Source organism: Streptomyces coelicoflavus (assembly GCF_003112555.1).
In the GTDB taxonomy this organism is placed as follows: domain Bacteria; phylum Actinomycetota; class Actinomycetes; order Streptomycetales; family Streptomycetaceae; genus Streptomyces; species Streptomyces coelicoflavus.
On sequence record NZ_BEWB01000012.1, the window covers coordinates 109,342 to 133,656 of the forward strand.

Genomic DNA, 24,315 nt, shown 5'->3' on the forward strand with positions numbered 1-24,315 from the left:
CTGCCGAACCGAACCGCTCACCGGGGGAGTTGGAACCACTCGTGACCACCTGGACCGACCACACCGCCGACCGTCCCATCTCGCTCACCGCCCCGAGCGGCATCGACCGCGCCGCCCACCACCGCCTCGACGAGGCCTGGCTCGCGGCGGCGTGGAGCCACCCCTCGACCCGCTGCTTCGTGGTCTCCGGCGGCCAGGTCCTCATCGACGAGACACCCGACGGGGCCACCGAACTCGTCATGACGCCCTCCTTCGAGGCCCCGCTCACCGAGGCACACCGGTACTTCCTGGGCACCGACGAGGAGGGGACCAGCTTCTTCGCCCTCCAGAAGGACTCCCTGCCCGGCCGCATGGACCAGTCCGCGCGCCCGGCGGGCCTGCGCGAGGCCGGCCTGCTCCTGTCGGACCGCGACGCCGGACTGATGGCCCACGCGGTCGCCCTGGAGAACTGGCAGCGCCTGCACCGGTTCTGCTCCCGCTGCGGCGAGCGCACCGTGATCGCCGCGGCCGGCCACATCCGCCGGTGCCCCGCCTGCGGCGCCGAGCACTACCCGCGCACGGACCCCGCGGTGATCATGGCGGTCACGGACGGTGAGGACCGCATCCTGCTCGGCCGCCAGGTGCACTGGCCCGAGGGCCGCTTCTCGACCCTCGCCGGTTTCGTGGAACCCGGGGAGTCCATCGAGCAGTCGGTGCGCCGCGAGGTCCAGGAGGAGGTCGGCGTCACCGTCGGTCCGGTCGAGTACGTCGCGAGCCAGCCGTGGCCCTTCCCGTCCAGCCTGATGCTGGGCTTCATGGCCCACGCCACCTCGACCGCGATCAACGTCGACGGCGACGAGATCCACGAAGCCCGCTGGTTCTCCCGCGACGAACTGGGCGCCGCCTTCGAGTCCGGCGAGGTGCTGCCGCCCTACGGCATCTCGATCGCGGCCCGCCTCATCGAGCTCTGGTACGGCAAGCCGCTGCCGACACGCGGCGGCTTCTGAACCCGGCACCACAAGAGGGGCGGCCCTCCCGTCGCGGGGAGGGCCGCCCCTCTGAGCCTTCTGCGGCCGGCTGAGTCCCGGCCTGCCGGCTACGCGCCGACCTTCTGCTTCACCTGCGCCAGCGACGGGTTCGTCAGCGTCGAGCCGTCGGGGAAGAGCACGGTCGGCACCGTCTGGTTTCCGCCATTCGCCTTCTCCACGAACGCGGCGGACTCCGGGTCCTGCTCGATGTTGACCTCGGTGTACGCGATGCCCTCGCGGTCCATCTGGCTCTTCAGCCGACGGCAGTAGCCGCACCACGTGGTGCTGTACATCGTCACAGTGCCCGACATGTCTCTCGTGCTCCTTCGGCGACTCGGGAAAGCTGCGGCCCGGGGATGAGGTCGCAGGAGGTGAACGTCCGCGGCGGCGCCACCATTCCCGCCTCGTGAACGCCGTGTGACGCCTGTCGCATTGGTACGACTATCGGTGCGTGCCTGTGGACAACCGAACCACCCGTCTCGCGAGACCTGGCAGCATGGCGGTGTGACAGCAGCAACGCACTCCACCCTCTTCCCGCAGGTACCGGACTCGGCCGACGCGGTGCTCGAAGGGCTCGACCCCGAGCAGCGCGAGGTGGCGACCGCCCTGCGCGGCCCGGTGTGCGTGCTGGCGGGAGCCGGTACGGGCAAGACCCGGGCGATCACCCACCGCATCGCCTACGGGGTGCGCGCCGGGATCCTCCAGCCCTCCAGTGTCCTCGCCGTCACCTTCACCAACCGCGCGGCCGGGGAGATGCGCGGCCGGCTGCGCCAGCTCGGCGCCTCCGGTGTACAGGCCCGCACCTTCCACTCGGCGGCGCTGCGGCAGCTCCAGTACTTCTGGCCGAAAGCGATCGGTGGCTCCCTGCCCAGGCTCGTCGACCGCAAGATCCAGCTCGTCGCCGACGCGGCCGCCGCCTGCCGCATCCGCCTCGACCGGGGCGAGCTGCGCGACGCCACCGCGGAGATCGAGTGGTCGAAGGTGACCCAGACGGTCCCCGCCGACTACGCCCCGGCGGCCGCCAAGGCCGGCCGTGAGACTCCCCGTGACCCGGCGGAGATCGCCCAGCTGTACGCCGCCTACGAGGACCTCAAGCGGGCACGCTCCGTGATCGACTTCGAGGACGTCCTGCTGCTGACGGTGGCCGTCCTCCAGGACCGGCACGACGTCGCCCAGCAGGTCCGTGCCCAGTACCAGCACTTCGTCGTCGACGAGTACCAGGACGTCAGCCCCCTCCAGCAGCGACTGCTCGAACTGTGGCTCGGAGACCGCGACGACCTGTGCGTGGTCGGCGACGCCAGCCAGACGATCTATTCGTTCACGGGAGCAACCCCCGACCACCTGCTCGACTTCCGTGGCCGCCATCCCGGTGCCACCGTCGTCAAGCTGGTCCGCGACTACCGTTCCACCCCCCAGGTCGTCCACCTCGCCAACGGCCTGCTCGCCCAGGCCCGGGGCCGGGCCGCCGACCACCGTCTGGAGCTGGTCTCCCAGCGCCCCGCGGGTCCCGAGCCCGTCTACACCGAGTACACCGACGAACCGGCCGAGGCCGAGGGCGCGGCCCGCCGCATCCGCGAGCTCATCGATGCGGGCGTTCCGGCCGCCGAGATCGCGGTCCTGTTCCGTACCAATTCCCAGTCCGAGACCTACGAGCAGGCGCTCGCCGACATCGGGGTCCCCTACCAGCTGCGGGGCGCGGAGCGCTTCTTCGACCGGCCCGAGGTGCGCAAGGCCGGCAGTGCCCTGCGGGCCGCGGCGCGCTTCGGCGGCAACGACTCCCTCCTCGACGAGGCCGTCGACCTGCCCTCGCAGGTGCGCGCGGTGCTGTCGGGGGAGGGCTGGACCACCCAGCCGCCGGCCGGGTCGGGCGCCGTCCGGGAGCGCTGGGAGTCGCTGGCCGCCCTGGTCAGCCTGGCCCAGGACTTCGCCGCCGCCAGGACGGGAGCCACACTGAGCGACCTCGTCGTGGAACTGGACGAGCGGGCGGGCGCCCAGCACGCCCCGACGGTGCAGGGCGTCACCCTCGCCTCCCTGCACTCGGCCAAGGGCCTGGAGTGGGACGTCGTGTTCCTGGTGGGTGTGGCCGAGGGCATGATGCCGATCACCTACGCAAAGACCGACGAGCAGATCGAGGAGGAACGCCGCCTCCTCTACGTCGGTGTCACCCGCGCGCGTGAACACCTGCACCTCTCCTGGGCGCTGGCCCGCTCGCCCGGCGGCCGTCCGAGCCGCAGGCCCAGCCGCTTCCTGAAGGGGCTGCGCCCCGGCTCCGGCACGGCGGCAGCGGGGCGAACGGCCGCCGGGGGTGCCGGAGGCGGCGTGGAGCGCGGGTTCCGGGGAGGCGGCGGTGGTGCCGCGGTCACCGTCCCCAGACGGGCCCGGCGGACGCCGGCCCGCTGCCGGGTCTGCGGGCGCACGCTCACCGACGCCGGCGAGATGAAGCTGATGCGCTGCGAGGGCTGCCCGTCCGACATGGACGAGGGCGTCTACGAGCGGCTGTGCGAGTGGCGGGCGGTGCAGGCGGAACGCAGCGGACAGCCCGCGTTCTGCGTCTTCACCGACAAGACGCTGGTGGCGATCGCCGAGTCCGTCCCGGAGGACGAGCGGGATCTCGCCCGGATCCCGGGGGTCGGCGCGCGCAAGCTCAACCGTTACGGAACCGAGGTGCTGGCCATCTGCGCAGGCCAGGAGGGAGTGGGGCTTGACGAGGACGGCTGATACCAACTCGTCGAAAAAATAGTTTGCGCATGCCCCGGGAATCCCCATAGGTTCTTGGTCACGGGAACAGCGGCCTTCCCGGAGGCCCTGAATCCGTGTTGTACTTGCATATCCGCGGACTGGTTCGTCCCAGTCCCCCGAGACGCCGAGAGGAGGCGAGTCCAGTGATCAGCATCAACAGCAGCTTCGTCGCCAGCTCCACCGCCAAAATGACCGATCGCTCGGCCGTCTCCCTGTGCATCCTCGGCGCTTCCCACGCGGGCACCGGTCTGTCCGGCATTCGTGCCGTGCGTCCGGCTGCCGCCGCCGTTGCCCCCGCGGGCCTTCCCGTCCGTGAGCGCAATGAGCGACCGACCAAGGCACTGGAAGCAGCAGTAGCGGCACAGGCGCAGGCCTATGCCTTTACCGCGACCGGTGCCGGATTCCGGAAGCAGACGACGCAGCACCACCTGATGTGGGCCTTCCGTGGGCCAGAACCCTGGAGTGATCCAGCCTGATCGCCGATCAGGCCGGCGCCTTCAGGGCCGCGGAACCCCACCCGGGATCCGCGGCCCTTCTGTTTGTCCCCGAACGGGGATGACAGCACGAAGGAGCCTCGGGACAAGAAAAGAACCCGGTACCAAGCCGACCCCCGGCCAACCGGCCGGAACGACCAGACGAGGAAGACCACCCGTGCAACTCGAAGCGCACGCCCCGTCCGTACCGCCTTCCGACACGATCCCCAAGCCCTGTTCCACGGAGGACTCCACCTTGACCCCGCTCACCGCGCTCACCGCGCTCGACGACGCCATCGAGAACCTGGGCGTGCCCGTCCCCTGCCGTTCCTACGACCCGGAGGTCTTCTTCGCCGAGTCGCCGGCGGACGTCGAGTACGCCAAGTCCCTCTGCCGCACCTGCCCGCTGATCGAGGCCTGCCTCGCCGGTGCCAAGGAGCGGCGTGAGCCCTGGGGCGTCTGGGGCGGAGAGCTGTTCGTCCAGGGTGTCGTCGTCGCCCGCAAGCGGCCCCGTGGCCGCCCGCGCAAGAACCCGGTTTCGGCATGAACACCGCAGGCACGATCGACCGTCCCCTCACGTACGACCCCCAGAAGCAGGCCCCGATGAAGCCGTCCACCCACGACATCGCAGGCACCGCGCCTGAAGACTTCACCAGCAGCGGCGCGAAGGACTCGCGTCAGAACAGGACCCGTGAAATGCAACTCATCCCAGAAGCCCTGGCGCGTGCGCATATGCACGACCGCCTGCATGAGGCCGAGCGGGAACGCCGGGCGCTGCGCCTGGCGACCGCTCGCCGGATGCAGCGCCGGGCGGAGCGCGCCTCGATGCGTGCTCGGCGTGCGCTGGCCATGGCGGTCATGCAGTAACCGACACACCTGAAGCGGCGGTCTCCCCGCGGGAGACGAGGCTTCGCGCGTGGGGGCCGGTCCGGCCGAACGGACCGGCCCCCACGGCGCGTTCGGCCGCAGAGAATCAGGCCTGAGCGGCCGTCTCCTCCACCTCGCAGGCGTCCTCGTCCTCTCCGTCGACGCCCTGGTCCGCCGGCTCGGTCTCCTCCTCGGTGAGGAAGCCCACCAGCCACTCCTCCAGCTCGTCGCGCAGCCGAACCGTGGCCCCCAGCTGACACAGCACACCGATGGTGCTCAGGGTCACCCGGTGGATCAGCAGGTAGGCCGGCGGCAGGTTGAGCTGCTTGGCCAGCTGGTACGCGGGGGAGCGGGGGTCGCCGATGCGGGCCGCCTGGCTCCGCATCCAGCCGCGGGAGAAGGCGAACGCGTCGACCCTGGCCGGCTCGATGATCGGCAGGAGGTAGTCGAGAACGGCGTCGGGGTCCAGCTCTATCGACTCCTTGACGAAGCCCTCCGCGCAGAGCATCTCGTAGACGGCCTCCGCCTCGCCGTCCAGCGTCATGCGCAGGGCCTGACCGATGGGCTCGGGCAGGCCGCCCGGCAGACGGTCGACCGTGCCGAAGTCCAGGACGCCCAGACGCCAGTCGTCCTCGCCCTCCGGTCCGCCGGGCAGCAGACGGAAGTTGCCCGGATGCGGGTCGGCGTGCAGAAGCCCGGTGCGCGCCGGACCGGAGAAGAGGAAGTGGGCCAGCAACTGGCCGGCCCGGTCCCGCTGCTCCTGCGTGCCGCTCGTAATGATCTCCGACATCGGGATGCCGTCGATCCACTCGGTGATCAGCACCTGCTCGCACTGGTGGACCACGTCCGGCACCACGATGTCCGGGTCGTCCGCGAACACCTCGGCGTGCGTCCGCTGGGCCTCGGCCTCCAGGTCGTAGTCCAGCTCCTCCGAGACCCGGTCCTTCAGCTCGGTGATCAGCGGCTTGATGTCCATGCCGGGGACCAGCGGGCCGAGCAGCCGGGCGAAGCGGCTGAGCTGGTTCAGGTCGGACAGCAGCGCCTCGCCGGCGCCCGGGTACTGCACCTTGACCGCCACCTCGCGGCCGTCGTGCCACACTCCCCGGTGTACCTGGCCGATCGACGCGGCCGCGGCGGGCTTGTCCTCGAACTCGAGGAACAGCTCCTGCCAGTCCTCTCCGAGCCGCTCCGTGAGCACGGCGTGCACCGTGCGCGTCGGCATCGGCGGTGCCGCCTCCTGCAGTTTGGTCAGCGCTGCCCGGTAGGGGCCGGCGACCTCCTCGGGCAGCGCGGACTCGAAGACGGACAGGGCCTGCCCGAACTTCATCGCCCCGCCCTTGAGCTCACCCAGCACCTTGAACAGCTGCTCCGCGGTGCGCTGCTGAAGTTGCTGGCCGACGATCTCCGCGGACTCGCCCACGATTCGCTTGCCCAGCCCCCAGGTGGCCCGCCCGGCGAAGCCGAGCGGGAGCGCGGCGAGCTTGGCGGTCCGGGTGACCGCCTTGCGCGGAAGATCAGACATGCGCCCTCCAAGTCCCAGCCGGCCGCGCCGGTTCCGCCTCGTGGCGTACTTCCGCTGACGGCCCTTGCCCAGCCATTGTCGCGCGCCTCCCCCCGTCCTCGGGGATGTGTTCCTGCTTACCTTTCCCGGCCGCCCCGCACGGGCACGCCGGATGCGCCCGGACCGGCCGTGCGTGCCAGCGCAGACCGGGCAGCGAGACCTCCCAGCGCGCACCGGTGCTCGAGGGCGTCCGGCCGTCCAGGAAGGCGAGCGCGTGCGCCGCCGCGCATCCGGCGACGGTCGCCGCGAGGGTGAGGTCGCAGGGCGGTACCCGGCGCTGCCGCCCGGAGCGCCACTGCGCCACCAGTCGCGGCCAGGCCGGGTCCCGGTCGGTGCGGTCGGCGTGCAGGCAGCCGGCGCACCCCGTCTCGCCGGGCAGCACCAGGGGGCCGACGACCCCGGTCCCCTCCACGACGCCGGCATAGAGGTGGGGCGTGCCGGAGGACATGAGGGACTCCGCGGCGGCCGGGTCGGGCGTGTGCACCGCGACGTCGTCACGCGGGGCGACGATCACCAGGGAGAAGCCCGGGTCGCCCTCCTCGCGCGGTGTCGTCGTGCCTCGGCGCGGCGGCCGGTCTGGGGCGGCCCGGCGGACGACACGGCGGGCCGCCTCGTCCCGGCGGTCGCCGGTCGACTCGGCGGGCAGACCACCCGGAGCGACGTCCCACGGCTCGACGCGTCCGCCGTCGCGCACGTCGATCTCGCCGACGCCCGAGCCCGACAGCAGGCCGGCCAGCACCGCGCCCACCCGTCCGGCACCCCGTACGCCCACCCGCAGAGCGCGTCGGGCGGCCAGGTGTCTCATCGCGTCACCCGGTTCGGCGGTGGTCAGGGACAGCGAGGCCAGGTCGGGGCGGAGCCGGTCGAGGACCCCCTTCTTCTCCCGCAGGGCGTCGGCGGCCGGCCCGCCGCCGCGGGAGTCGTCGAGCAGACCGGCCCGCGCCAGCCGCTCCACCACTCGGTCCACGTGCCCGTCCGGCAGGTCCATGCGGTGCCCCGCCTCACGCAGGAGCGCCGGGCCACGCGTGCCGTTGAGCAGTTCCAGGAAGCTGCCCGTCGCCGTGTCCACCGGTGCCAAGGTCAGCGCGTGCGCCGGTGTCATCCCGAACTGCACGGTGTTCAGGTCGCGCCAGCCGCGCCTCAGCGCGGGCTTCACCATCGGATGCATGCCAGATCCCCCGTATGTCTTCCAGTGCCGTGTTCGCGGCTCCGTGGTCGGTCGCGGATCCGCCGGCGAGTGCCAGCATGCCCGGATGCGCGCAGGGACGTCGGAAGTTGTCCACAGGTGGGGGGTATTCGTCGTACGAATCAGCCGCACGTCTCCCAGGACGAGTGGCGGATCGGACCGAAGCGCCCCGGAGCCGGGACTTCCCCGTGTGCAGCGGGTAACGTCGTGGCGTGTCCGCCGACCCACTGCACCGCGCCGGGGCACCCCCGCGCACACCGACGAATCCGCCGCCGAGCGGCTCGGGTACGAGCGCGATCGAGGTGCGCAGGAGCACCCGGCGGCGCCGGACGGTATCCGCGTACCGCGAGGGCGACCGCACCGTCGTGCTGATCCCCGCCCGGATGTCCGAGGCCGAGGAGCAACGCTGGGTGAGGGTCATGCTCGACAAGCTGGCCGCCCAGGAGAGCAAGCGCGTCCTCGGCGACGCCGAGCTGGCCGAGCGCGCGGAGCGTCTGTCGGGGCAGTACTTCGACGGCCGGGCCAGGCCGGCCTCGGTCCGCTGGGTCACCAACCAGAACACCCGCTGGGGCTCGTGCACCCCGTCCGAGGGAAGCATCCGGCTGTCGCACCGCCTCCAGGGCATGCCCGAGTACGTCGTCGACTACGTCCTCCTGCACGAACTGGCGCACCTGCTGGTTCCCGGGCACGGACCGCGGTTCTGGCGGCTGCTCGAGGCCTATCCGCGGACCGAGCGCGCCAGGGGTTACCTCGAGGGCGTGGTCGCCGCGGACCGGCTGCCGCGCGTGCCCGGCGCCCGCAGCGAGTAGCGTGGACGGGCCGGACCGGTGTCCGCCACGGCCCCGCACGGGTTTCGTACCGGGTCTGTACCGACTTCCTCCGGTGTCGGTGTTTGCCGTTAGCCTGTCGCGACGCACTCGCATTCGGATGGGGGACGGTCGTAACGCATGGCCAGGGAATTTCAACGCGGCCACAAGGCCAGGATCAGTGACCTCACCTCGGGCACGGATCTGTACGTAGGCGTGCAGATCTCCGGCCCCGGGCTGAGCTTCGACATCAGCTGTTTCGGACTCGACGCCGACGAGCGGTTGTCGGACGACCGGTACTTCGTGTTCTTCAACCAACCGAAGACCCCCGAGGAGTCCATTCAGCTCCTGGGTGCGCAGGCGGGTGACACGGAGTCCTTCCGGGTCACCCTCGACAGCATCCCCCAGCAGATCCAGAAGCTCTCCTTCACCGCGACGATCGACGGCGCCGGCCAGATGTCACAGGTCGGCCCCGGGTACATCCGGATCGTCGCGGGTGGCGAGGAAGTGGCCCGGTACCCGTTCAGCGGGTCGGAGTTCTCCACCGAGCGCGCCGTCATGCTGGGCGACTTCTATCTGAAGGACGTGTGGCGGTTCGCCGCCGTCGGTCAGGGCTTCGACGGCGGTCTCGACGCGCTGCTGAGGAACTTCGGCGGTGAGGTGGCCGAGGACGAGGCACCCGCGCCGGAGCAGACGCAGCAGCCGCAGTCCGGCGCCGCCCCGGGCTTCGCCCCGCCCGCCCAGGCCTCGGCGCCGCCGGCCTTCGGCGCACCCGCCGCCTCCGCACCGCCGGCGGCCCCCGCGCCGCAGTCCGCCCAGCAGGGTTTCGCGCCGCCGCCCGCGGCCGCCCCGCCCGCCGCCACGCCGCCACCGGCTCCCGCCCCGGCGCCCGGCCCGGACGTGCACGCCGCGCAGACCATCGTCGCGCCCATGAACACGCCGCCCGGCGGCGCCCCCGTGCCGCCCCCCGCCCCGGCGCCCGCGCCGTACGGGCAGCCGGGCCAGCCCGGTCAGCAGCCGCCGTACGGCCAGGTCCCCGGCCAGACCGCGCCGCCGCCCCCCGGCTACGGCCAGCCCCAGGCGCCCCAGGCCCCGCCCCCGCCGCCCGGTTACGGCCAGCCGCCCGCGCCTGCCGGCTACGGGCAGCCCACCCCGCCCCCGGGCTACGGCCAGCCGACGCCGCCTCCCGGCTACGGCCAGCAGCCTCCCCAGGGCGCACCGCAGGGCATCCCCCAGGGGGCGCCGCAGGGTGCCGGTGTGACCGCGGCGCTCCAGCAGTTCCGGGAGACCGCGACCGGGCAGCGCTGGACGCAGCAGAACAAGAAGCTGGTCCGGGTCGACCTCGGAGCCGAGGGCCAGCCCGTGCTCGCCCGGCAGGGCAGCATGGTGCTCTACCAGGGCAAGGTCGACTTTGGCTACAAGGGCGCCGGATTCGCCGGCCGGGTCGTGGGCAATGCCACCGGCCAGGAGATGCAGCTGATGCGCTGCACCGGCAAGGGACAGGTGTTCCTCGCGGACAACTCCGCGATGCTCCACCCCATCGAGCTCCAGGGCGACGCCGTCTGCGTCTCCGCGGAGAACGTCCTCGCCTTCGACGAGAGCCTCCAGTACGAGGTGCGTCGCATCGAGGGGCACGGCATCCCGGGTGGCGCGCTGTTCACGATGCAGTTCCAGGGCACCGGCACGATCGTCGTCAAGACGCGCGGCGTGCCCGTGGTGCTGCCGGTCACGCCGACGACGTTCGCCGACTGCAACGCCGTGGTCGCCTGGTCCGCCGCCGCCCAGGTGGTCGTCTCCAGCCAGGTGCGGATGCGCCGCAACTCCTACGCGGGCGACACGGGCGAGAGCGTCAACCTGCAGTTCCGGGCCGCGCCCGGCAGCTTCGTCGTCGTCCAGCCGTACGAGATCTGAGGGAGAGCCCGAGATGAACCAGCCGCTCGCGGGCTACGCCCCCGCACCCGTCGCCGCCCGCATGGAGAACCACGGCAACCACATGTTGAAGGTCGCCATGCAGACCGGAAACGACCTCCTCGCGCGCGTGGGCTCGATGACCGCCTACGAGGGCTTCGTCCAGTACGAGCCCAACCCGCCGGCCGTCCGCCAGATCGCCAAGGACTGGATGACCGGCGAGGGCGCGCCCCTGATGAAGTGCTCCGGCGACGGACTGCTCTACCTCGCCGACTACGGCGCCAACGTCGTCGTCATCAACCTCAACGGCGACGGGATCTCCGTCAACGCCACCAACCTGCTGGCCTTCGACGCCCACCTGACGTGGGGCGTGGAGCGGGTCAAGGGCCTGGCGAAGTTCGCCGGGCAGGGCCTGTGGAACACCAAGATCTCCGGACAGGGCTGGGTCGCCCTCACCTCCCGGGGCAAGCCGATCGTGGTCGACTGCGGCGGCGGCGAGGACGAGACCTACGTCGACCCGGACGCGCTCGTCGCCTGGTCCCCGAACCTGAAGGTGAAGGGCAAGCGCAGCTTCAAGGCGCAGTCACTGATCGGCCGCGGCAGCGGCGAGGCCTTCCAGATGGCCTTCTCCGGTCAGGGCATCGTCGTCGTCCAGCCCAGCGAGGACAGTACCGACCGCCTCCGGGTCCGGGGCTGAGGGGGAGCAGGAACACCATGCAGAGCCCGATTTTCGCCTACAACGACCAGCAGACGCAGGAAGCCTGGAGCCCCCAGAACAAGCACATGCTCCGCGTCGCCCTGACGGGTCACGACGACGTGCTCGCCCGCAAGGGCACGATGGTCGCCTACCAGGGTCTCGTCGAGTTCGACGCCGAGTACCAGAGCAACAACCAGTCGCGCGCGCGGGCGCGCACCGGTGAGGGCCTGGACCTGATGCGCTGCCACGGGCAGGGCACGGTCTACTTCGCCAACCTCGCCCAGTGCGTCCACGTGGTGGACGTCGACCAGGACGGCCTCACCGTCGACAGCAGCTACGTGCTCGCGATGGACTCGAACCTGCACCACGAGGTCATCGCGGTGGACAGCCTCTACGGCATCTCCGGTTCGGGGAAGTACCAGCTCAACATCACGGGCCGCGGCAAGGTCGCCCTGATGACGTCGGGCTCGCCCCTGTTCATGCAGGTGACGCCCGACAAGTACGTCAACTGCGACGCCGACGCGATCGTCGCCTGGTCCACCGGCCTGCGCGTGCAGATGCAGGCCCAGACGCACTCCTCCGGGGTGTGGCGGCGCCGTGGCAACACGGGTGAGGGCTGGGAGCTGAGCTTCATGGGCAGCGGCTTCGCGCTCGTCCAGCCGAGCGAGCTGCTGCCGCCGCAGAACGCGCAGGTCGGCTCGGGCGTCGCCGCCCAGTACGGCATGGGCCAGCAGGGCGCCCGCGGCCAGAACCAGGGCAACGTCTGGAGCTGAGCACGGGACACGGTGCCACCGTTCGGTAAGGGGTGATCGCCATGGCGGTCACCCCTTACCGGTCACAGGCGGGCGCGGGTCGCCTCCAGCAGGCGTACGACCGACTCGTCGGCCACGTCCGCGACCTCGGCGTACGGGAACCAGCGCAGGTCGAGGGACTCGTCGCTGATCGCCTCCACGGCCCCCTCGGGAGCCAGGGCCGCGTACTGGACGTCCAGGTGCCAGGCGCAGGGCGTGCCGTGGCGGTCCAGCCGCACGGGACCGCCGGGCAGCAGCGCGAGTCCGGCGATGCCCGACTCCTCCGTGCCCTCGCGCAGGGCAGCCCGGGCCAGCGTCTCGTCGACCGGCTCGCAGTGACCGCCCATCTGCAGCCACTTGCGGATCTTCTTGTGCAGGGTGAGCAGGACCCGCTCGCGCGACGGGTCGATCACCATGGCGCTCGCGGTGATGTGCCCGTCGGCGCAGGCCTTCCACATCCCGTCGGGGTGCGCCGCGAGATGGTCCAGGTAGACCTGACGCAGCTCGTCCTGGCCCTCGTACGCCTTCAGGACCAGGACCGCGTCGTCGTGGAGGCTCACTCGCCGTCGTCGCCCTTGGGCTCGTCCCGGTCGGCGGACCGGTTCCCGTCCCGGTCGCCCTCGTCCTTCTTCTTCAGGTCGGGCTTGCCCGCCGCCTCGCCGAGCATCTTGTCCAGCTCGGAGAAGTCGAGCTGCTCACGGTGCACGAAGCCGTCCGGGTCGTCCAGGTCGGTCGCGGTCGGCAGCATGTCCGGGTGGGCCCACAGGCCGTCCCGGCCGTCGACACCGTGGGCGTCCGTCAGGGACGCCCACAGGCGGGAGGCGTCGCGCAGCCGGCGCGGGCGCAGCTCCAGGCCGATCAGCGTGGCGAAGGTCTGCTCCGCGGGCCCGCCCGAGGCGCGACGGCGGCGCAGCGTCTCGCGCAGCGCGTCGGCGGAGGACAGCCGCGGCTTGGCGGCGGTGTGCACCACCGCGTCCACCCAGCCCTCGACGAGCGCCAGGGCCGTCTCCAGACGGGCCAGGGCCGCCTTCTGCTCCGGGGTGTCCTCCGGCTGGAACATGCCCTGCTGGAGAGCCTCCTGCAGCTGCTCGGGGTTCTGCGGGTCGAACTGGCCGACCACGTCCTCCAGCTTGGCCGTGTCCACCTTGATGCCACGGGCGTAGCCGTCGACGGCGCCGAACAGGTGCGAGCGCAGCCACGGCACGTGCGCGAAGAGGCGCTGGTGGGCGGCCTCGCGCAGCGCCAGGTACAGCCGCACCTCCTCCTGGGGCACGCCGAGGTCCTTGCCGAACGACTCGATGTTCGCCGGGAGCAGCGCGGCCTTGCCCGCCGGGCCGAGCGGCAGACCGACGTCGGTCGAGCCGACGACCTCGCCGGCGAGTACGCCGACGGCCTGCCCGATCTGGGTGCCGAACATGGCGCCGCCCATGGACCGCATCATGCCGATCAGCGGGCCCGCCATGGCCTGCATCTCCTCCGGCAGCACGTCACCCATGGCGTTGCCGACGCGCTCGGCGACCGGGTCGACCAGCTCGCGCCAGGCGGGCAGGGTCGCCTCGACCCACTCCGCCCTGCTCCAGGCCACGGCGGTGCCCGCGCCCGAGGGCAGGGCGGTCGCGTCGTCCAGCCACAGGTCGGCCAGCCGCACGGCCTCCTGGACGGCATTGCGCTCGGCGGGGCCGACGCTGGCGTCCTTGCGGCCGTCCGGGGTGCCCTGGGAGACCGTCTGGCGGGCGATCTGCTTGGCCATGTCCCAGTTCACCGGGCCGCCCTCGTAGGAGAGCATCTGGCCCAGCTGCTGGAACGCGGCGCCCAGGTCGTTGGGGTTCATGGAACCGAACATGGCAGCGAACGGGTTGTCCGCACCGGGGCCGCCCAGGCCTCCGGCTCCAGGCGTTCCGAAACCGAACGGGTTGGCCGGTCCCTGACCACCGCCGCTCTGCTGGTCCTTCTTCTTGCCCTCGTCGCCGTCGTCCGGCTCCTCCGGCGGAAGGCCGAATCCGAATGGGGTGTCACTCACGGGGTTCCTCGGCTGGTAGGGCCGCCGGTTCTTTCCGGCGGCACGGCTGCCCGACTTCACCACCCAGCGTAGACACCCGAAGCCGATCGGGCCTCGGTGCTTCGCCGACTGACGGCCTGCGGCAGGATGGATGCCACCTGGTACGCACGCGTCGCTCGCGCTCGTACTGAAGACAACCTCTGGAGACGCCCGGTGAGTTCCCCAGATCCGCAGGTTCGCGCAGCGCGAAACCAGTCAACCAGTTCCGCACGCCCAGGCGCGCGCGGACCCGTCGTAGCGGTCACCGGTGCCGCGTCCGGGGTCGGGGCGCTGCTCACCGAGCGGCTCGCCGCGTCCGACGAGGTCAGGCGGGTCGTGGCCATCGACGAACGGCGCGGCGGGTGCGAGGCGGCCGAGTGGCACATTCTGGACGTACGGGACCCGGCCATCGCCGAGAAACTGCGTGGTGCGGACGTTGTGGTGCACCTGGCGCTCGACCTCGACCTGGAGACCGACGCGGCCGCCCGTACGGCTTACAACGTCCGGGGGACGCAGACCGTTCTGACCGCCGCCGCGGCGGCCGGTGTGCACCGCGTCGTGCTGTGCACCTCCTCGATGGTCTACGGCGCACTCCCGGACAACGAGCTGCCGCTGTCCGAGGACGCCGAGCTGCGTGCCACGGCCGAGGCCACCGGCGTCGGAGACCTGCTGGAGATCGAGCGGCTCGCGCGGCGCGCGCCGCGGGCGCACCCCGGCCTCAATGTGACGGTCGTCCGGCCCGCCGTACTGGTCGGCGGCATGGACACCGCGCTGACCAGGTACTTCGAGTCGCCCCGGCTGCTGGTCGTGGCCGGATCGCGGCCGGCCTGGCAGTTCTGCCACGTCGACGACCTGTGCAGCGCCCTGGAGTACGCCGTCCTGGAGAAGGCCGACGGCGAGCTGGCCGTCGGGTGCGACGGCTGGCTGGAGCAGGAGGAGGTCGAGGAGCTCAGCGGCATCCGGCGCATGGAGCTGCCCTCGGCGGTCGCGCTCGGCGCGGCGGCCCGGCTGCACCGGATCGGACTGACGCCCTCCCCGGCCGGGGACCTGGCGTACACGATGTACCCCTGGGTCGTGAGCGGCAGCCGCCTGCACGATGCCGGATGGCGTCCGAAGCACACCAACGAGGAGGTGCTGGCGGAGCTGCTCGAGGAGGTCGCGGGGCGGCACACGGTCGCCGGGCGGCGCCTCGGGCGCAAGGACGCGACGGCGGCGGGGGCCGCGGGTGCGACGGTGGCGCTGCTGGGCGCGGCCGCCGTGGTGCGCCGCGCGCGGAAGGCACGGCGCCGCATCTGAGGGTCCGGGGGTGCCGGCTGCCTCTGTAGGAGGCTCCAACGCGGCACGCGCGCGTGCGGGGCGATCACGCTATTCCGCGTCGCCGGCGGCGTGGGGCACGATGGGCGTATGGCAACCACGAACGACCACCCCGGTGAGCGGGCCGCAGCGGACCCCGTGAAGCTGATCGGCATCCGTGAGACGCCCCTGTCCGTGGACGAGGTCTTCCGCGCGGTCGGCGACGACGCGTCCGGCGGCACCGCGCTGTTCGTGGGGACCGTGCGCAACCACGACGGAGGCACCGACGTCGACCGGCTCGGGTACTCGTGCCACCCGAGCGCCGAGGCCGAGATGCGGCGGATCGCCGAGAAGGTCGTCGCGGAGTACCCCGTACGGGCGCTCGCGGCGTTGCACCGTGTGGGTGACCTGGAGGTCGGGGACCTCGCGGTGGTCGTCGCGGTGTCCTGCCCGCACCGGGGCGAGGCATTCGAGGCCTGCCGCAAGCTGATCGACGACCTCAAGCACGAGGTGCCCATCTGGAAGCACCAGACGTTCTCCGACGGCACCGAAGAATGGGTGGGCGCATAGCGCCCTCGGTGAGGGGTGGTGGTCGGGCGACGGGAGGGCGGGTGGGCGCGTAGCGCCCTCGGTGAGGGGCGGTGGCGGGCGGGAGCCTGTTGAGTACGGGGCTTCACCTGCGCGGCTCCGGTTGCGTAACCCGCCCCCCGGCGTGAGCGTTGTCACTGCGAATGGTTAATCTGCTGATCAGTCAGTCGCGGACGCTCAAGGGGTTGGGAGGTCGGCATGGCGGCACTCGCCTGGTTGCTGATTCCACTGGTGGCCGCTGTCGGCGCGGGCCTGTGGGGCAGTTGGGCCAACCGGACCCGCAAGGCACGGAGCGACGGTCCCGAGCTGGACGGGTACGCCCGGTTCCGTGAGGCGATGGAGAAGCCCCGCACGGGTGCTTGACGGTTGCCCGACGGCCGTTCTGGCGACCGCCGCCCTGACGGTGTTCCGACAGCCGCGTCCCGTACTGTCGTGCCATGCCACGCCGCACCGCGACGATGCTCGCCTCCACCCTGATGCTGATCGCGCTCCTGTGCGCGGGTGTTTTCATCCCCGTGCCCTACTCGGAGATGTCTCCCGGGCCGACGGTGAACACCCTCGGGGACCACGACGGCGAGCCGGTGCTTCAGATCTCGGGTCACAAGACCTATGAGGCGAGCGGCCACCTGAACATGACGACCGTCCGGGTCACCAGTGCCGAGTACAAGATGAACCTGGTGGAGGCCGTCTACGGCTGGCTCGCCCACGACAACAGCGTGGTGCCGCACGAGACCCTCTACCCGGACGGCAAGACCGAGGAAGAGGCCACGCAGGAGAACGCGGAGGAGTTCAGCCACTCCCAGGAGACCGCGAAGGTCGCCGCCCTGAAGGCGCTCGACATCCCGGTGAAGGCCTGGGTGGTCGTCTCCGCGGTGGTCAAGGACTCCCCGGCACAGGGCAAGCTGCACGCCGGTGACGTGATCAGGGCCGTGGACGGTACGGCCGTCAAGAAGCCCGCGGACGTCGCCGAGCTGGTGACCGAGCACGAGCCCGGTCAGGACACCGTCTTCACGATCGTGCCCGCCAAGGAGCAGGCCGCCGCGGAGAAGGAGGGCCGGACGGCCACGAAGACGGAGAAGGTCACGATCACCACCGAGACGTCCGACGACGGCGGTGAGAAGCGCGCCGTCGTCGGGATCTCGGCCGGGACCGATCACACGTTCCCGTTCGAGATCGACATCAAGCTGGCCGACGTCGGCGGTCCCAGCGCCGGCCTCATGTTCGCCCTCGGCATCTACGACAAGCTCACCCCGGGCGACCTCACCGGCGGCAAGTTCGTCGCCGGCACCGGGACGATCGACGACAACGGCAAGGTCGGCCCGATCGGCGGCATCGGGATGAAGACCATCGGCGCGCACGACAAGGGCGCCCGGTACTTCCTGACCCCCGCGGACAACTGCGCGGCTGCGGCCGAGGACACCCCCGACGGGCTCACCCTCGTGAAGGTCGACACCATCGACGACGCCCTCGGCGCGCTGAAGGACATCCGTTCCGGGAAGACCGCCGACCTGCCGAAGTGCACGGAGGGATAGCCCCCGCACCGGCGTCCGGCGGCCCGGCGTCCCGGGGGCCTACTCGGCGAAGGTGGCCGTCAGCGCCTCGGCCAGCCCCGGCACCAGGTCGGACCCCGTGAGGACATCCGTGGCCGCGTCCTTCTCCCGCAGCCGCAGGGCCGAGTCGCGGGTGCCGTCCCGCAGGACCGCGACCGTCATGCGGACCTCCTGACGGTCCGGGTGCTGCGCGACCCACTGGGCGAGCTTCTTCTCGCTCAGGCCCTGCGGCACCTGGGCCTCGGCGGAGGGCGGCAGCATGAGGCGTTCCACGGCGAGCGCGCAGCCGACCACGGCGTCGGGCCAGGCGATGGTGCCCAGGAACTCGTCGAGCGCCTGGTCCGTTGGAACTTCGTCCTGCTCGATCGGGGTGAGGCCGGAGCTCTCCGGCTCGTCCTGCAGACCGAGCCGGTCCGCGAGGGAGGGCTGGTCGGCCCTCAGTCGTGCGGTGTCGACAAGTGCGAAGAGGCGTGCGGGCTGGTCCCAGCCGAGGCCGGAGACGTACTCGTCGATCTCGAGCACGGCCCGGGTGAGGGGGCTCGCTGCCATGGGGGTGTTGGACATGGTCACAATCCTGCCTCGTTCATGGCCCGAATCGGGAACCGAGTAAACGATGAGTAAGTTGCATAAGTGTGGGCCCACGATCACGGGGGCGCACGGGGGGCCCGCGAACCCGAGGGCCTGACGGATCAACAGCGAACTTCGAGGTGCGCACCTTGGCTTTCCAGATGCCGGACCGCGGCGGAGGCCCCCCGTCGGGGCCGCGGATCAGAGTGGGCCGCCCGTCCCGGCGTGTCCGAACCCTGCTGCTGACACTTGGTGTCCTAGCCGTGCTCCTCATGGCGTTCACCATGTTCGCGGGATTCTGGACGGACTGGCTCTGGTACCGGTCGGTCCACTACTCGTCGGTGTTCACGACGACCCTGTGGACCAAGATCGGTCTCTTCTTCGTCTTCGGCCTGCTGATGGCGCTCGCCGTGGGGTTCAACATCTGGTTGGCCCACCGCCTGCGTCCGCCGCTGAGCGCCATGTCGATGGAGCAGCAGAACCTCGACCGGTACCGGATGGGCATCGCCCCGTACAAGAAGTGGCTGCTGCTCGGCATCACCGCCCTGGTCGGCCTGATCGCCGGCGCCTCGGCCTCCGGGCAGTGGCGGACCTGGCTGATGTGGGTCAACGGCGTGCCCTTCGGGCAGAAGGACCCCCAGTTCAAGCTGGACGTCTCCTTCTACGCCTTCGACCTGCCCTGGTACCGGTTCCTGCTCGGCTTCGGCTTCGCAGCCGTGATCATCTCGGTGATCGCCGCCGCGCTCACCCACTACCTGTACGGCGGGCTCCGCGTCACCAGCCCGGGCGCGCGCGCCACGGCCGCGGCCACCGGGCACCTGTCCGTGCTCATCGGCGTCTTCGTCGCCCTGAAGGCGGTCGCCTACTGGCTCGACCGGTACGGTCTCGCGGTGAAGTCCAGCGACTTCAAGGCGACCGACAACTGGACGGGCCTCAGGTACGTCGACGCCAACGCCTACCTGCCGGCCAAGACGATCCTGTTCTGCATCGCGGTCATCTGCGCCCTGCTGTTCTTCGCCACCCTGTGGCGGCGCACCTGGCAGCTGCCCGTGATCGGCTTCGGCCTGATGGTGCTCTCCGCCATCCTCATCGGCGGCCTGTACCCGGCGCTGGTCCAGAAGTTCCAGGTCCAGCCGAACGAGCAGGCCAAGGAGGCGCCGTACGTCGAGAAGAACCTCGCGGCCACGCGCGACGCGTACGGCATCGAGGGCACCCAGGTCAGCGAGTACCCGGGCAAGAGCGAGACCAAGGACAAGACGAAGCTCCGTGACGACGTGGACGCCGCGGCGTCCATCCGCATCATGGACCCGAACGTCATCTCGCCGACGTTCCAGCAGCTCCAGCAGATGCGTAACTACTACGCGTTCCCGACCAACCTGGACGTCGACCGGTACGCCAAGGACGGCAAGGACCAGGACACGGTCATCGGTCTGCGCGAGCTGAACCTGGCGGGCATCCCGAAGAAGAACTGGATCAACAGCCACTTCCGCTACACCCACGGCTACGGCGTGGTCGCGGCGAAGGGCACCCAGGTCGACTCCGAGGGACGCCCGGTCTTCACCGAGTCCAACCTGCCGTCCGAGGGCGACCTCGGAAAGTACGAGCAGCGGATCTACTACGGCGAGAAGACCACCACCTACTCGATCGTCGGCGGTCCCCAGAAGGAGATCGACTACTCCGACGACACCGGGGAGAAGACGTTCAGCTACAAGGGCGACGGCGGCGTCGACCTGTCCAACCCGGTCAACCGGGCGGCGTACGCGGCGGCGTTCAGCGAGCCGCAGATCCTCTACTCCGGTGCCATCGGCGACGGGTCGCGGATCCTGTACAACCGCACTCCCAAGGAGCGCGTCGAGGCGGTCGCCCCCTGGCTGACCATCGACGGCGACGCCTACCCGGCGGTGGTGGACGGCCGTATCCAGTGGATCGTCGACGCCTACACGACGACGAACGGCTATCCGTACGCCTCGCGCACCACGCTCGGCGACACCACGGCCGACTCGCTGACCGCCAACAACAACTCGCGCGCGGTGGTGGCCCAGCAGAACCAGGTCAACTACATCCGCAACTCCGTGAAGGCGACCGTCGACGCGTACAGCGGTGACGTGAAGCTGTACCAGTGGGACACCCAGGACCCGATCCTGAAGACCTGGATGAAGGCGTTCCCGGACACGGTGAAGGACAAGAGCGAGATCTCCAAGGAGCTGATGGCGCATCTGCGCTATCCGCAGGACCTGTTCAAGGTCCAGCGCGAGCTGCTCACCCGCTACCACGTGAAGGACGCCAACACGTTCCTCAGCGGCAGCGAGGTGTGGCAGGTGCCGGACGACCCGACCAACAAGTCGGGCGACGCCGTACCGCCGTACTACCTGAGCATGAAGATGCCCGACCAGAAGGCGCAGGCCTTCTCGCTGACGACGACCTTCACACCCAACGGTCGTGACAACCTCAGCGCGTTCATGGCGGTCGACGCCGAGGCGGGCACCAGTGACTACGGCAAGATCAGAATCCTGAAACTGCCGACGAGCACGACCGTCGACGGCCCCAAACAGGTGCAGAGTCAGTTCAACTCCGAACAGGACATCGCCGAGTCCATCAGGCTGCTGAGAGGCGGCGACTCGGAGGTGGAGTACGGCAACCTGCTGACGGTGCCGCTGGACGGCGGGCTGTTGTACGTCGAACCCGTCTATGTGCGCGGTGGCGACCTCAAGTACCCGCTGTTGCGCAAGGTCCTGGTGAGCTACGGGGGCAACACCGCCTTCGAGAACACGCTCGACGCGGCCCTCAACAAGGTCTTCGGGGCCCAGGCCGCCGAGAACGAAGAGCCACCACCGGCGGACGAGGGCGACGACACCACCCAGCCGCCGCCGTCGTCCACCAACCCGACGGTCCGGGAAGCGCTGAGCGATGCGCAGAAGGCCTTCGACGCCGGGCAGAAGGCCCTGGAGCAGAAGGACCTGGCCGCGTACGCCAAGGCGCAGAAGGACCTGGAGGAGGCGCTCCAGCGGGCCGAGGACGCACAGGCCAAGGCGGACCAGAGCGCCGGTGACAAGAACGGTGACAAGAACGGCGACAAGGACGCCGGAGACAAGAGCAGCGGGGACGAGGCCGGGGGCGACAAGGCCAGTCCGGACGCGACCCCGACCGGCGACGCAGGCGGAGGGTCGGACACCGGCTGACCGCCGGCCCCGCGCCGGGCGCTCGCGTCAGGCGTTCGAGCTGGTCAAAGCCCATCCCGCGCCGTGCTAGGGTTGTGAACACAACGGCGCGGGGTGGAGCAGCTCGGTAGCTCGCTGGGCTCATAACCCAGAGGTCGCAGGTTCAAATCCTGTCCCCGCTACTGACGTCGTGAGCTGGTTGCGAACGACCACGAAGGCCCGGATTCCCACAAGGAGTCCGGGCCTTCGTGATGTGCGAACGCATGTACCGGCGGGCTCGACGGCCGCGCCGCCAAGGAGAGTTGGGCCGATCTGTGTTTGACTTGTCTCCCTGTGGGCATGTCGACAAAACGCTGAAGTGACCTCACCGACTGCGGTATACCGGATGTGCCGAGGTTGCGGATGGTGCGACGATGAACGTTATGGGGGACATGGCAAATCTGTTCGGGACAGGGCGTTTTGCGCAGCCGTCCGGCCAGTTGTCCGGTCAGGAGGCTGCGGACGAGGCTCAGGAAGCCGCCGACGAAGCCGCAGAGGAAGTGCGTCTGCGGCTCGCCGTCGACGGCGGTGACGTCGAGGCGATGAGCGTGCTCGGCGCGCTGCTGCTGCGCCGCGGCGACTTCGACGGAGCCGAGTCCCACCTGCGCGCCGCCACAGCGGCCGGTGACCGCGCCGCCGCGAACAATCTGGGCGTCCTGCTGCACCAGCGGGGATACGCCGACGAGGCCGCCGGATGGTGGCGCATCGCCGCCGTCGCCGGATCCGCCGCCGCCGCGCACGCGCTGGGCCGGCACTTCCGCGAGCGCGGGGACGAGCCCGCCGCCGAGTACTGGCTGTGCCAGTCCGCCGAGCAGGGCCACGTACTGGCCGCCTACGCGCTCGCCGACCTGCTGGAGCACCGCGGCGACGACACCGGGTCCGAGCGGTGGATGCGGGCCGCCGCCGAGCGCGGGCACCGGGAGGCGGCGTACCGGCTGGCGCGGACGCTGGACCGGCGCGCCGGGGGGTGCGACGGCGGCGACGACAAGGCGGCGGCGCTCGCGGCCGACGAGGCCGAGCAGTGGTACCGGCAGGCCGCCGCACGCGGTCACCGGCGGGGCGCGCTGCACCTCGGGACGATCCTGGAGAAGCGCGGCGAGCTCAAGGAGGCCGGCCGCTGGTACCTCACGTCCGCCAAGGACGGCGAGGCCCGCGCCGCCTGCGCGCTCGGCTTCCTGCTGCGGGACGCCGGAGACACCGAGAGCGCCGCCGTGTGGTGGCTGCGCGCCGCCCAGGACGGCGACGGCAACGCCGCCAACGCCCTCGGCGCGCTGCACGCCGAGCGCGGCGAGACCCAGACCGCGGAGCGCTGGTACCGCGCCGCGATGGACGCCGGCGACGACAACGGGGCGTACAACCTGGGGCTGCTCTGCGCCGAGCAGGGGCGCACCGCGCAGGCCGAGCAGTGGTACCGGCGGGCCGCGTACGCCGGGCACCGTGAGGCATCCAACGCGCTGGCCATCCTGCTGCTGCGGGCCGGTGACGAGACCGGCGCGGAGCCCTGGTTCTCCAAGGCCGCCGAGGCGGGCAGCGTCGACGCCGCCTTCAACCTCGGGATCCTGCACGCGGGGCGGAGCGAGGAGCGGGCGGCGCTGCGCTGGTACGAGCGGGCCGCCGCGGCCGGGCACACCGAGGCGGCTCTTCAGGTCGGCATGGCGCGGCTGCGCGGCGGTGACGAGCGTGAGGCGGAGCGGTTCCTGCGCTGTGCGGCGGGGGGCGGCAGTGCGGAGGCGGCGTACCGGCTGGCGTCGGTGCTCGACGCGCGTCGGCCGCCCGCGCCCGCGCACGAGCTGGGGGAGCCGGCGCAGGAGAAGTCCGAGTGCGAGGAGTGGTACGAGCGGGCGGCCTCCCAGGGGCACCGTCGGGCCCAGGTGCGGGTCGGGATGCTCGCCGCGGCGCGGGGCGACGTGGTGGAGGCGGCTCGGTGGTACCGGGAGGCGGCCGAGGCCGGGTCGCGCAACGGCGCGTTCAACTTGGGGCTGTTGCTGGCCCGCGAGGGGAGTGAGCCGGAGGCCGTGGTGTGGTGGCGCCGGGCGGCCGATGCCGGGCACGGACGGGCGGCGCTGCGGCTGGCTCTGGTGTTCGCGCGGCGGGGAGAGCTGGCGGAGGGCCAGCGGTGGGCCGACCTGGCGGTGTCGCTGGGGCCGGTGGAGGTGGGGGAGCGGGCGGCGCGGTTGCGGGACGCGTTGCGGCAGGAGCTGTCGGCGTGACGCTGCGCTGAGCTTGCGGCGCGTTTTGCAGGTGCCGGCGCTGGAGGGCCCGGGGGTGGGGTGCCCGGGGGTGGTGTGCGCGGCCCGGCACCGGCCGGGTGCCTCCCCCAGTGTCTGCATGGCCGGGGAGGTACCCCCAGCGCCCACCCGTGCCGCCCCAGCGGCACGACTGCCCGCAGCTACGCCTAGGGCCGGAATCCATTTGGATTCCGGCCCTAGGTCTTCAGTAGCGGGGACAGGATTTGAACCTGCGACCTCTGGGTTATGAGCCCAGCGAGCTACCGAGCTGCTCCACCCCGCGTCGGTGAATGGAACACTACGTCAACGCGAAGACGAGAAGCAAATCCGTGCTTCTCACGCCGCCGCGCAGTTCGGGCAGGTGCCGCGGTAGGTCACCTCGACCTCCGACACCGCGAAGCCGAAGCGCTCCGAGTCGGGGAGGTCGGCCAGCGGGTTGCCGGTCGGGTGGACGTCGCGGATCGCGCCGCACTGGGCGCAGACCAGGTGGTGATGCGGCCGGTGCGCGTTCGGGTCGTAGCGCTTGGCGCGCTTGTCCGTCGCGACCTCCAGCACCTCGCCGAGCGAGACCAGCTCGCCCAGGGTGTTGTAGACCGTCGCCCGGGAGATCTCCGGGAGCTTGTCCACGGCCCGGGAGTGCACCTCGTCGGCCGTCAGGTGGACGTGTTCGCCGTCGAGGACCTCGGCCACCACGCGCCGCTGCGCGGTCATGCGCCAACCGCGACCACGCAGCCGTTCCAGAAGGTCACTCATACCGACCAGCTTAACAGCAAGGGGACCAGGTTCCGAACGGGTGTGATTTTGGAGCGCAGCTTGATT

Annotated in this window: 22 protein-coding genes and 2 tRNA genes; 16 read left to right on the forward strand and 8 right to left on the reverse strand. The window is 71.2% G+C overall.

Going from position 1 to position 24,315, the window contains the following annotated elements; all coding sequences use genetic code 11:
- The first annotated feature begins 41 nt into the window (after positions 1-41).
- Complete coding sequence (gene nudC / locus Sco07f_RS27990) at positions 42-986, forward strand: NAD(+) diphosphatase (RefSeq protein WP_108989540.1); 945 nt, start codon at positions 42-44, stop codon at positions 984-986.
- Positions 987-1,075: 89 nt separating this feature from the next.
- On the opposite strand, the gene Sco07f_RS27995 is transcribed toward nudC, so the two are convergent.
- The gene (locus Sco07f_RS27995; RefSeq protein ID WP_007444445.1) at positions 1,076-1,318 is read right to left on the reverse strand and encodes a mycoredoxin; all 243 of its coding nucleotides are present in this window, start codon (positions 1,316-1,318) and stop codon (positions 1,076-1,078) included.
- 193 nt (positions 1,319-1,511) lie between these two features.
- Here Sco07f_RS27995 and Sco07f_RS28000 point away from each other — a divergent pair, with 193 nt between their 5' ends.
- The 4 genes from Sco07f_RS28000 to Sco07f_RS28015 all read left to right on the forward strand — a co-directional run bounded on the left by Sco07f_RS28000 (position 1,512) and on the right by Sco07f_RS28015 (position 5,086).
- Complete coding sequence (locus tag Sco07f_RS28000; protein WP_167468246.1) at positions 1,512-3,725, forward strand: ATP-dependent DNA helicase UvrD2; 2,214 nt, start codon at positions 1,512-1,514, stop codon at positions 3,723-3,725.
- 164 nt (positions 3,726-3,889) lie between these two features.
- Positions 3,890-4,222: a hypothetical protein gene (locus Sco07f_RS28005; RefSeq protein ID WP_007444515.1), complete on the forward strand. Its 333-nt coding sequence runs from the start codon at positions 3,890-3,892 to the stop codon at positions 4,220-4,222.
- Positions 4,223-4,397: 175 nt separating this feature from the next.
- Positions 4,398-4,766, forward strand: a complete 369-nt coding sequence (locus Sco07f_RS28010) for a WhiB family transcriptional regulator (RefSeq protein WP_003973786.1) — start codon at positions 4,398-4,400, stop codon at positions 4,764-4,766.
- A complete protein-coding gene (locus Sco07f_RS28015; protein WP_054099084.1) occupies positions 4,763-5,086 on the forward strand; it encodes a putative WhiB-interacting protein in 324 nt (107 codons plus the stop codon). Before Sco07f_RS28010 ends, Sco07f_RS28015 begins: the two co-directional genes overlap by 4 nt.
- A gap of 106 nt (positions 5,087-5,192) precedes the next feature.
- Here Sco07f_RS28015 and Sco07f_RS28020 read toward each other — a convergent pair whose 3' ends face one another.
- Both Sco07f_RS28020 and Sco07f_RS28025 read right to left on the reverse strand, forming a co-directional pair.
- Positions 5,193-6,608: an ABC1 kinase family protein gene (locus tag Sco07f_RS28020; protein WP_108989542.1), complete on the reverse strand. Its 1,416-nt coding sequence runs from the start codon at positions 6,606-6,608 to the stop codon at positions 5,193-5,195.
- On the reverse strand, positions 6,601-7,815 hold the full coding sequence (locus tag Sco07f_RS28025; protein WP_087789596.1) for a TOMM precursor leader peptide-binding protein: 1,215 nt from the start codon (positions 7,813-7,815) through the stop codon (positions 6,601-6,603). The genes Sco07f_RS28020 and Sco07f_RS28025 overlap by 8 nt, the downstream gene beginning before the upstream one ends.
- Positions 7,816-8,045: 230 nt before the next feature.
- Here Sco07f_RS28025 and Sco07f_RS28030 point away from each other — a divergent pair, with 230 nt between their 5' ends.
- The 4 genes from Sco07f_RS28030 (at position 8,046) to Sco07f_RS28045 (ending at position 12,017) form a co-directional block, all read left to right on the forward strand.
- Positions 8,046-8,642, forward strand: coding sequence for a M48 metallopeptidase family protein (locus Sco07f_RS28030; RefSeq protein WP_167468247.1), 597 nt, complete (start codon positions 8,046-8,048; stop codon positions 8,640-8,642).
- A 138-nt stretch (positions 8,643-8,780) separates the two neighbouring features.
- Positions 8,781-10,550: a TerD family protein gene (locus Sco07f_RS28035; RefSeq protein WP_108989544.1), complete on the forward strand. Its 1,770-nt coding sequence runs from the start codon at positions 8,781-8,783 to the stop codon at positions 10,548-10,550.
- A gap of 13 nt (positions 10,551-10,563) precedes the next feature.
- Positions 10,564-11,244, forward strand: a complete 681-nt coding sequence (locus Sco07f_RS28040) for an AIM24 family protein (RefSeq protein WP_007444540.1) — start codon at positions 10,564-10,566, stop codon at positions 11,242-11,244.
- 17 nt (positions 11,245-11,261) lie between these two features.
- On the forward strand, positions 11,262-12,017 hold the full coding sequence (locus Sco07f_RS28045; RefSeq protein ID WP_108989545.1) for an AIM24 family protein: 756 nt from the start codon (positions 11,262-11,264) through the stop codon (positions 12,015-12,017).
- A 62-nt stretch (positions 12,018-12,079) separates the two neighbouring features.
- On the opposite strand, the gene Sco07f_RS28050 is transcribed toward Sco07f_RS28045, so the two are convergent.
- Complete coding sequence (locus Sco07f_RS28050) at positions 12,080-12,595, reverse strand: NUDIX hydrolase (RefSeq protein WP_108989546.1); 516 nt, start codon at positions 12,593-12,595, stop codon at positions 12,080-12,082.
- A complete protein-coding gene (locus Sco07f_RS28055) occupies positions 12,592-14,055 on the reverse strand; it encodes a zinc-dependent metalloprotease (protein ID WP_108989547.1) in 1,464 nt (487 codons plus the stop codon). The genes Sco07f_RS28050 and Sco07f_RS28055 overlap by 4 nt, the downstream gene beginning before the upstream one ends.
- Before the next feature lie 192 nt (positions 14,056-14,247).
- Between Sco07f_RS28055 and Sco07f_RS28060 the strand changes: the two genes are divergently transcribed.
- The 4 genes from Sco07f_RS28060 to Sco07f_RS28070 all read left to right on the forward strand — a co-directional run bounded on the left by Sco07f_RS28060 (position 14,248) and on the right by Sco07f_RS28070 (position 17,486).
- On the forward strand, positions 14,248-15,369 hold the full coding sequence (locus Sco07f_RS28060; protein WP_054099080.1) for an SDR family oxidoreductase: 1,122 nt from the start codon (positions 14,248-14,250) through the stop codon (positions 15,367-15,369).
- Between the two features lie 108 nt (positions 15,370-15,477).
- Positions 15,478-15,936 carry a molybdenum cofactor biosynthesis protein MoaE gene (locus tag Sco07f_RS28065; protein ID WP_007444544.1) on the forward strand — a complete coding sequence of 153 codons (459 nt, stop codon included), beginning with the start codon at positions 15,478-15,480 and terminating at the stop codon, positions 15,934-15,936.
- Between the two features lie 216 nt (positions 15,937-16,152).
- On the forward strand, positions 16,153-16,317 hold the full coding sequence (locus Sco07f_RS40235; RefSeq protein ID WP_007444545.1) for a hypothetical protein: 165 nt from the start codon (positions 16,153-16,155) through the stop codon (positions 16,315-16,317).
- Between the two features lie 74 nt (positions 16,318-16,391).
- Complete coding sequence (locus tag Sco07f_RS28070) at positions 16,392-17,486, forward strand: YlbL family protein (protein WP_054099079.1); 1,095 nt, start codon at positions 16,392-16,394, stop codon at positions 17,484-17,486.
- A gap of 39 nt (positions 17,487-17,525) precedes the next feature.
- Here Sco07f_RS28070 and Sco07f_RS28075 read toward each other — a convergent pair whose 3' ends face one another.
- Positions 17,526-18,068, reverse strand: a complete 543-nt coding sequence (locus Sco07f_RS28075) for a PPA1309 family protein (RefSeq protein ID WP_167468248.1) — start codon at positions 18,066-18,068, stop codon at positions 17,526-17,528.
- Between the two features lie 164 nt (positions 18,069-18,232).
- Between Sco07f_RS28075 and Sco07f_RS28080 the strand changes: the two genes are divergently transcribed.
- From Sco07f_RS28080 to Sco07f_RS28090, 3 genes are all read left to right on the forward strand, one after another.
- The gene (locus Sco07f_RS28080; protein ID WP_054099078.1) at positions 18,233-21,250 is read left to right on the forward strand and encodes a UPF0182 family membrane protein; all 3,018 of its coding nucleotides are present in this window, start codon (positions 18,233-18,235) and stop codon (positions 21,248-21,250) included.
- 87 nt (positions 21,251-21,337) lie between these two features.
- Positions 21,338-21,411: transfer RNA gene (locus tag Sco07f_RS28085), tRNA-Met, on the forward strand.
- Between the two features lie 231 nt (positions 21,412-21,642).
- Positions 21,643-23,478, forward strand: coding sequence for a tetratricopeptide repeat protein (locus Sco07f_RS28090; RefSeq protein WP_174855425.1), 1,836 nt, complete (start codon positions 21,643-21,645; stop codon positions 23,476-23,478).
- A 227-nt stretch (positions 23,479-23,705) separates the two neighbouring features.
- Here the strand turns inward: Sco07f_RS28090 and Sco07f_RS28095 are convergent.
- Both Sco07f_RS28095 and Sco07f_RS28100 read right to left on the reverse strand, forming a co-directional pair.
- Positions 23,706-23,779 (reverse strand) — tRNA-Met (locus Sco07f_RS28095).
- A gap of 53 nt (positions 23,780-23,832) precedes the next feature.
- On the reverse strand, positions 23,833-24,249 hold the full coding sequence (locus Sco07f_RS28100; protein WP_042825116.1) for a Fur family transcriptional regulator: 417 nt from the start codon (positions 24,247-24,249) through the stop codon (positions 23,833-23,835).
- Positions 24,250-24,315: the final 66 nt, after the last annotated feature.

Bases quoted from the DNA above. Each gene is read 5' to 3' on its own strand.
- Sco07f_RS40235 (WP_007444545.1), top strand. From the start codon at position 16,153: ATGGCGGCACTCGCCTGGTTGCTGATTCCACTGGTGGCCGCTGTCGGC.
- Sco07f_RS28090 (WP_174855425.1), top strand. From the start codon at position 21,643: ATGAACGTTATGGGGGACATGGCAAATCTGTTCGGGACAGGGCGTTTT.
- Sco07f_RS27995 (WP_007444445.1), bottom strand. From the start codon at position 1,318: ATGTCGGGCACTGTGACGATGTACAGCACCACGTGGTGCGGCTACTGC.
- Sco07f_RS28035 (WP_108989544.1), top strand. From the start codon at position 8,781: ATGGCCAGGGAATTTCAACGCGGCCACAAGGCCAGGATCAGTGACCTC.
- Sco07f_RS28075 (WP_167468248.1), bottom strand. From the start codon at position 18,068: ATGTCCAACACCCCCATGGCAGCGAGCCCCCTCACCCGGGCCGTGCTC.
- Sco07f_RS28100 (WP_042825116.1), bottom strand. From the start codon at position 24,249: ATGAGTGACCTTCTGGAACGGCTGCGTGGTCGCGGTTGGCGCATGACC.
- Sco07f_RS28065 (WP_007444544.1), top strand. From the start codon at position 15,478: ATGGCAACCACGAACGACCACCCCGGTGAGCGGGCCGCAGCGGACCCC.
- Sco07f_RS28025 (WP_087789596.1), bottom strand. From the start codon at position 7,815: ATGCATCCGATGGTGAAGCCCGCGCTGAGGCGCGGCTGGCGCGACCTG.
- Sco07f_RS28040 (WP_007444540.1), top strand. From the start codon at position 10,564: ATGAACCAGCCGCTCGCGGGCTACGCCCCCGCACCCGTCGCCGCCCGC.
- Sco07f_RS28080 (WP_054099078.1), top strand. From the start codon at position 18,233: ATGCCGGACCGCGGCGGAGGCCCCCCGTCGGGGCCGCGGATCAGAGTG.
- Sco07f_RS28070 (WP_054099079.1), top strand. From the start codon at position 16,392: ATGCCACGCCGCACCGCGACGATGCTCGCCTCCACCCTGATGCTGATC.
- Sco07f_RS28020 (WP_108989542.1), bottom strand. From the start codon at position 6,608: ATGTCTGATCTTCCGCGCAAGGCGGTCACCCGGACCGCCAAGCTCGCC.
- Sco07f_RS28045 (WP_108989545.1), top strand. From the start codon at position 11,262: ATGCAGAGCCCGATTTTCGCCTACAACGACCAGCAGACGCAGGAAGCC.
- Sco07f_RS28015 (WP_054099084.1), top strand. From the start codon at position 4,763: ATGAACACCGCAGGCACGATCGACCGTCCCCTCACGTACGACCCCCAG.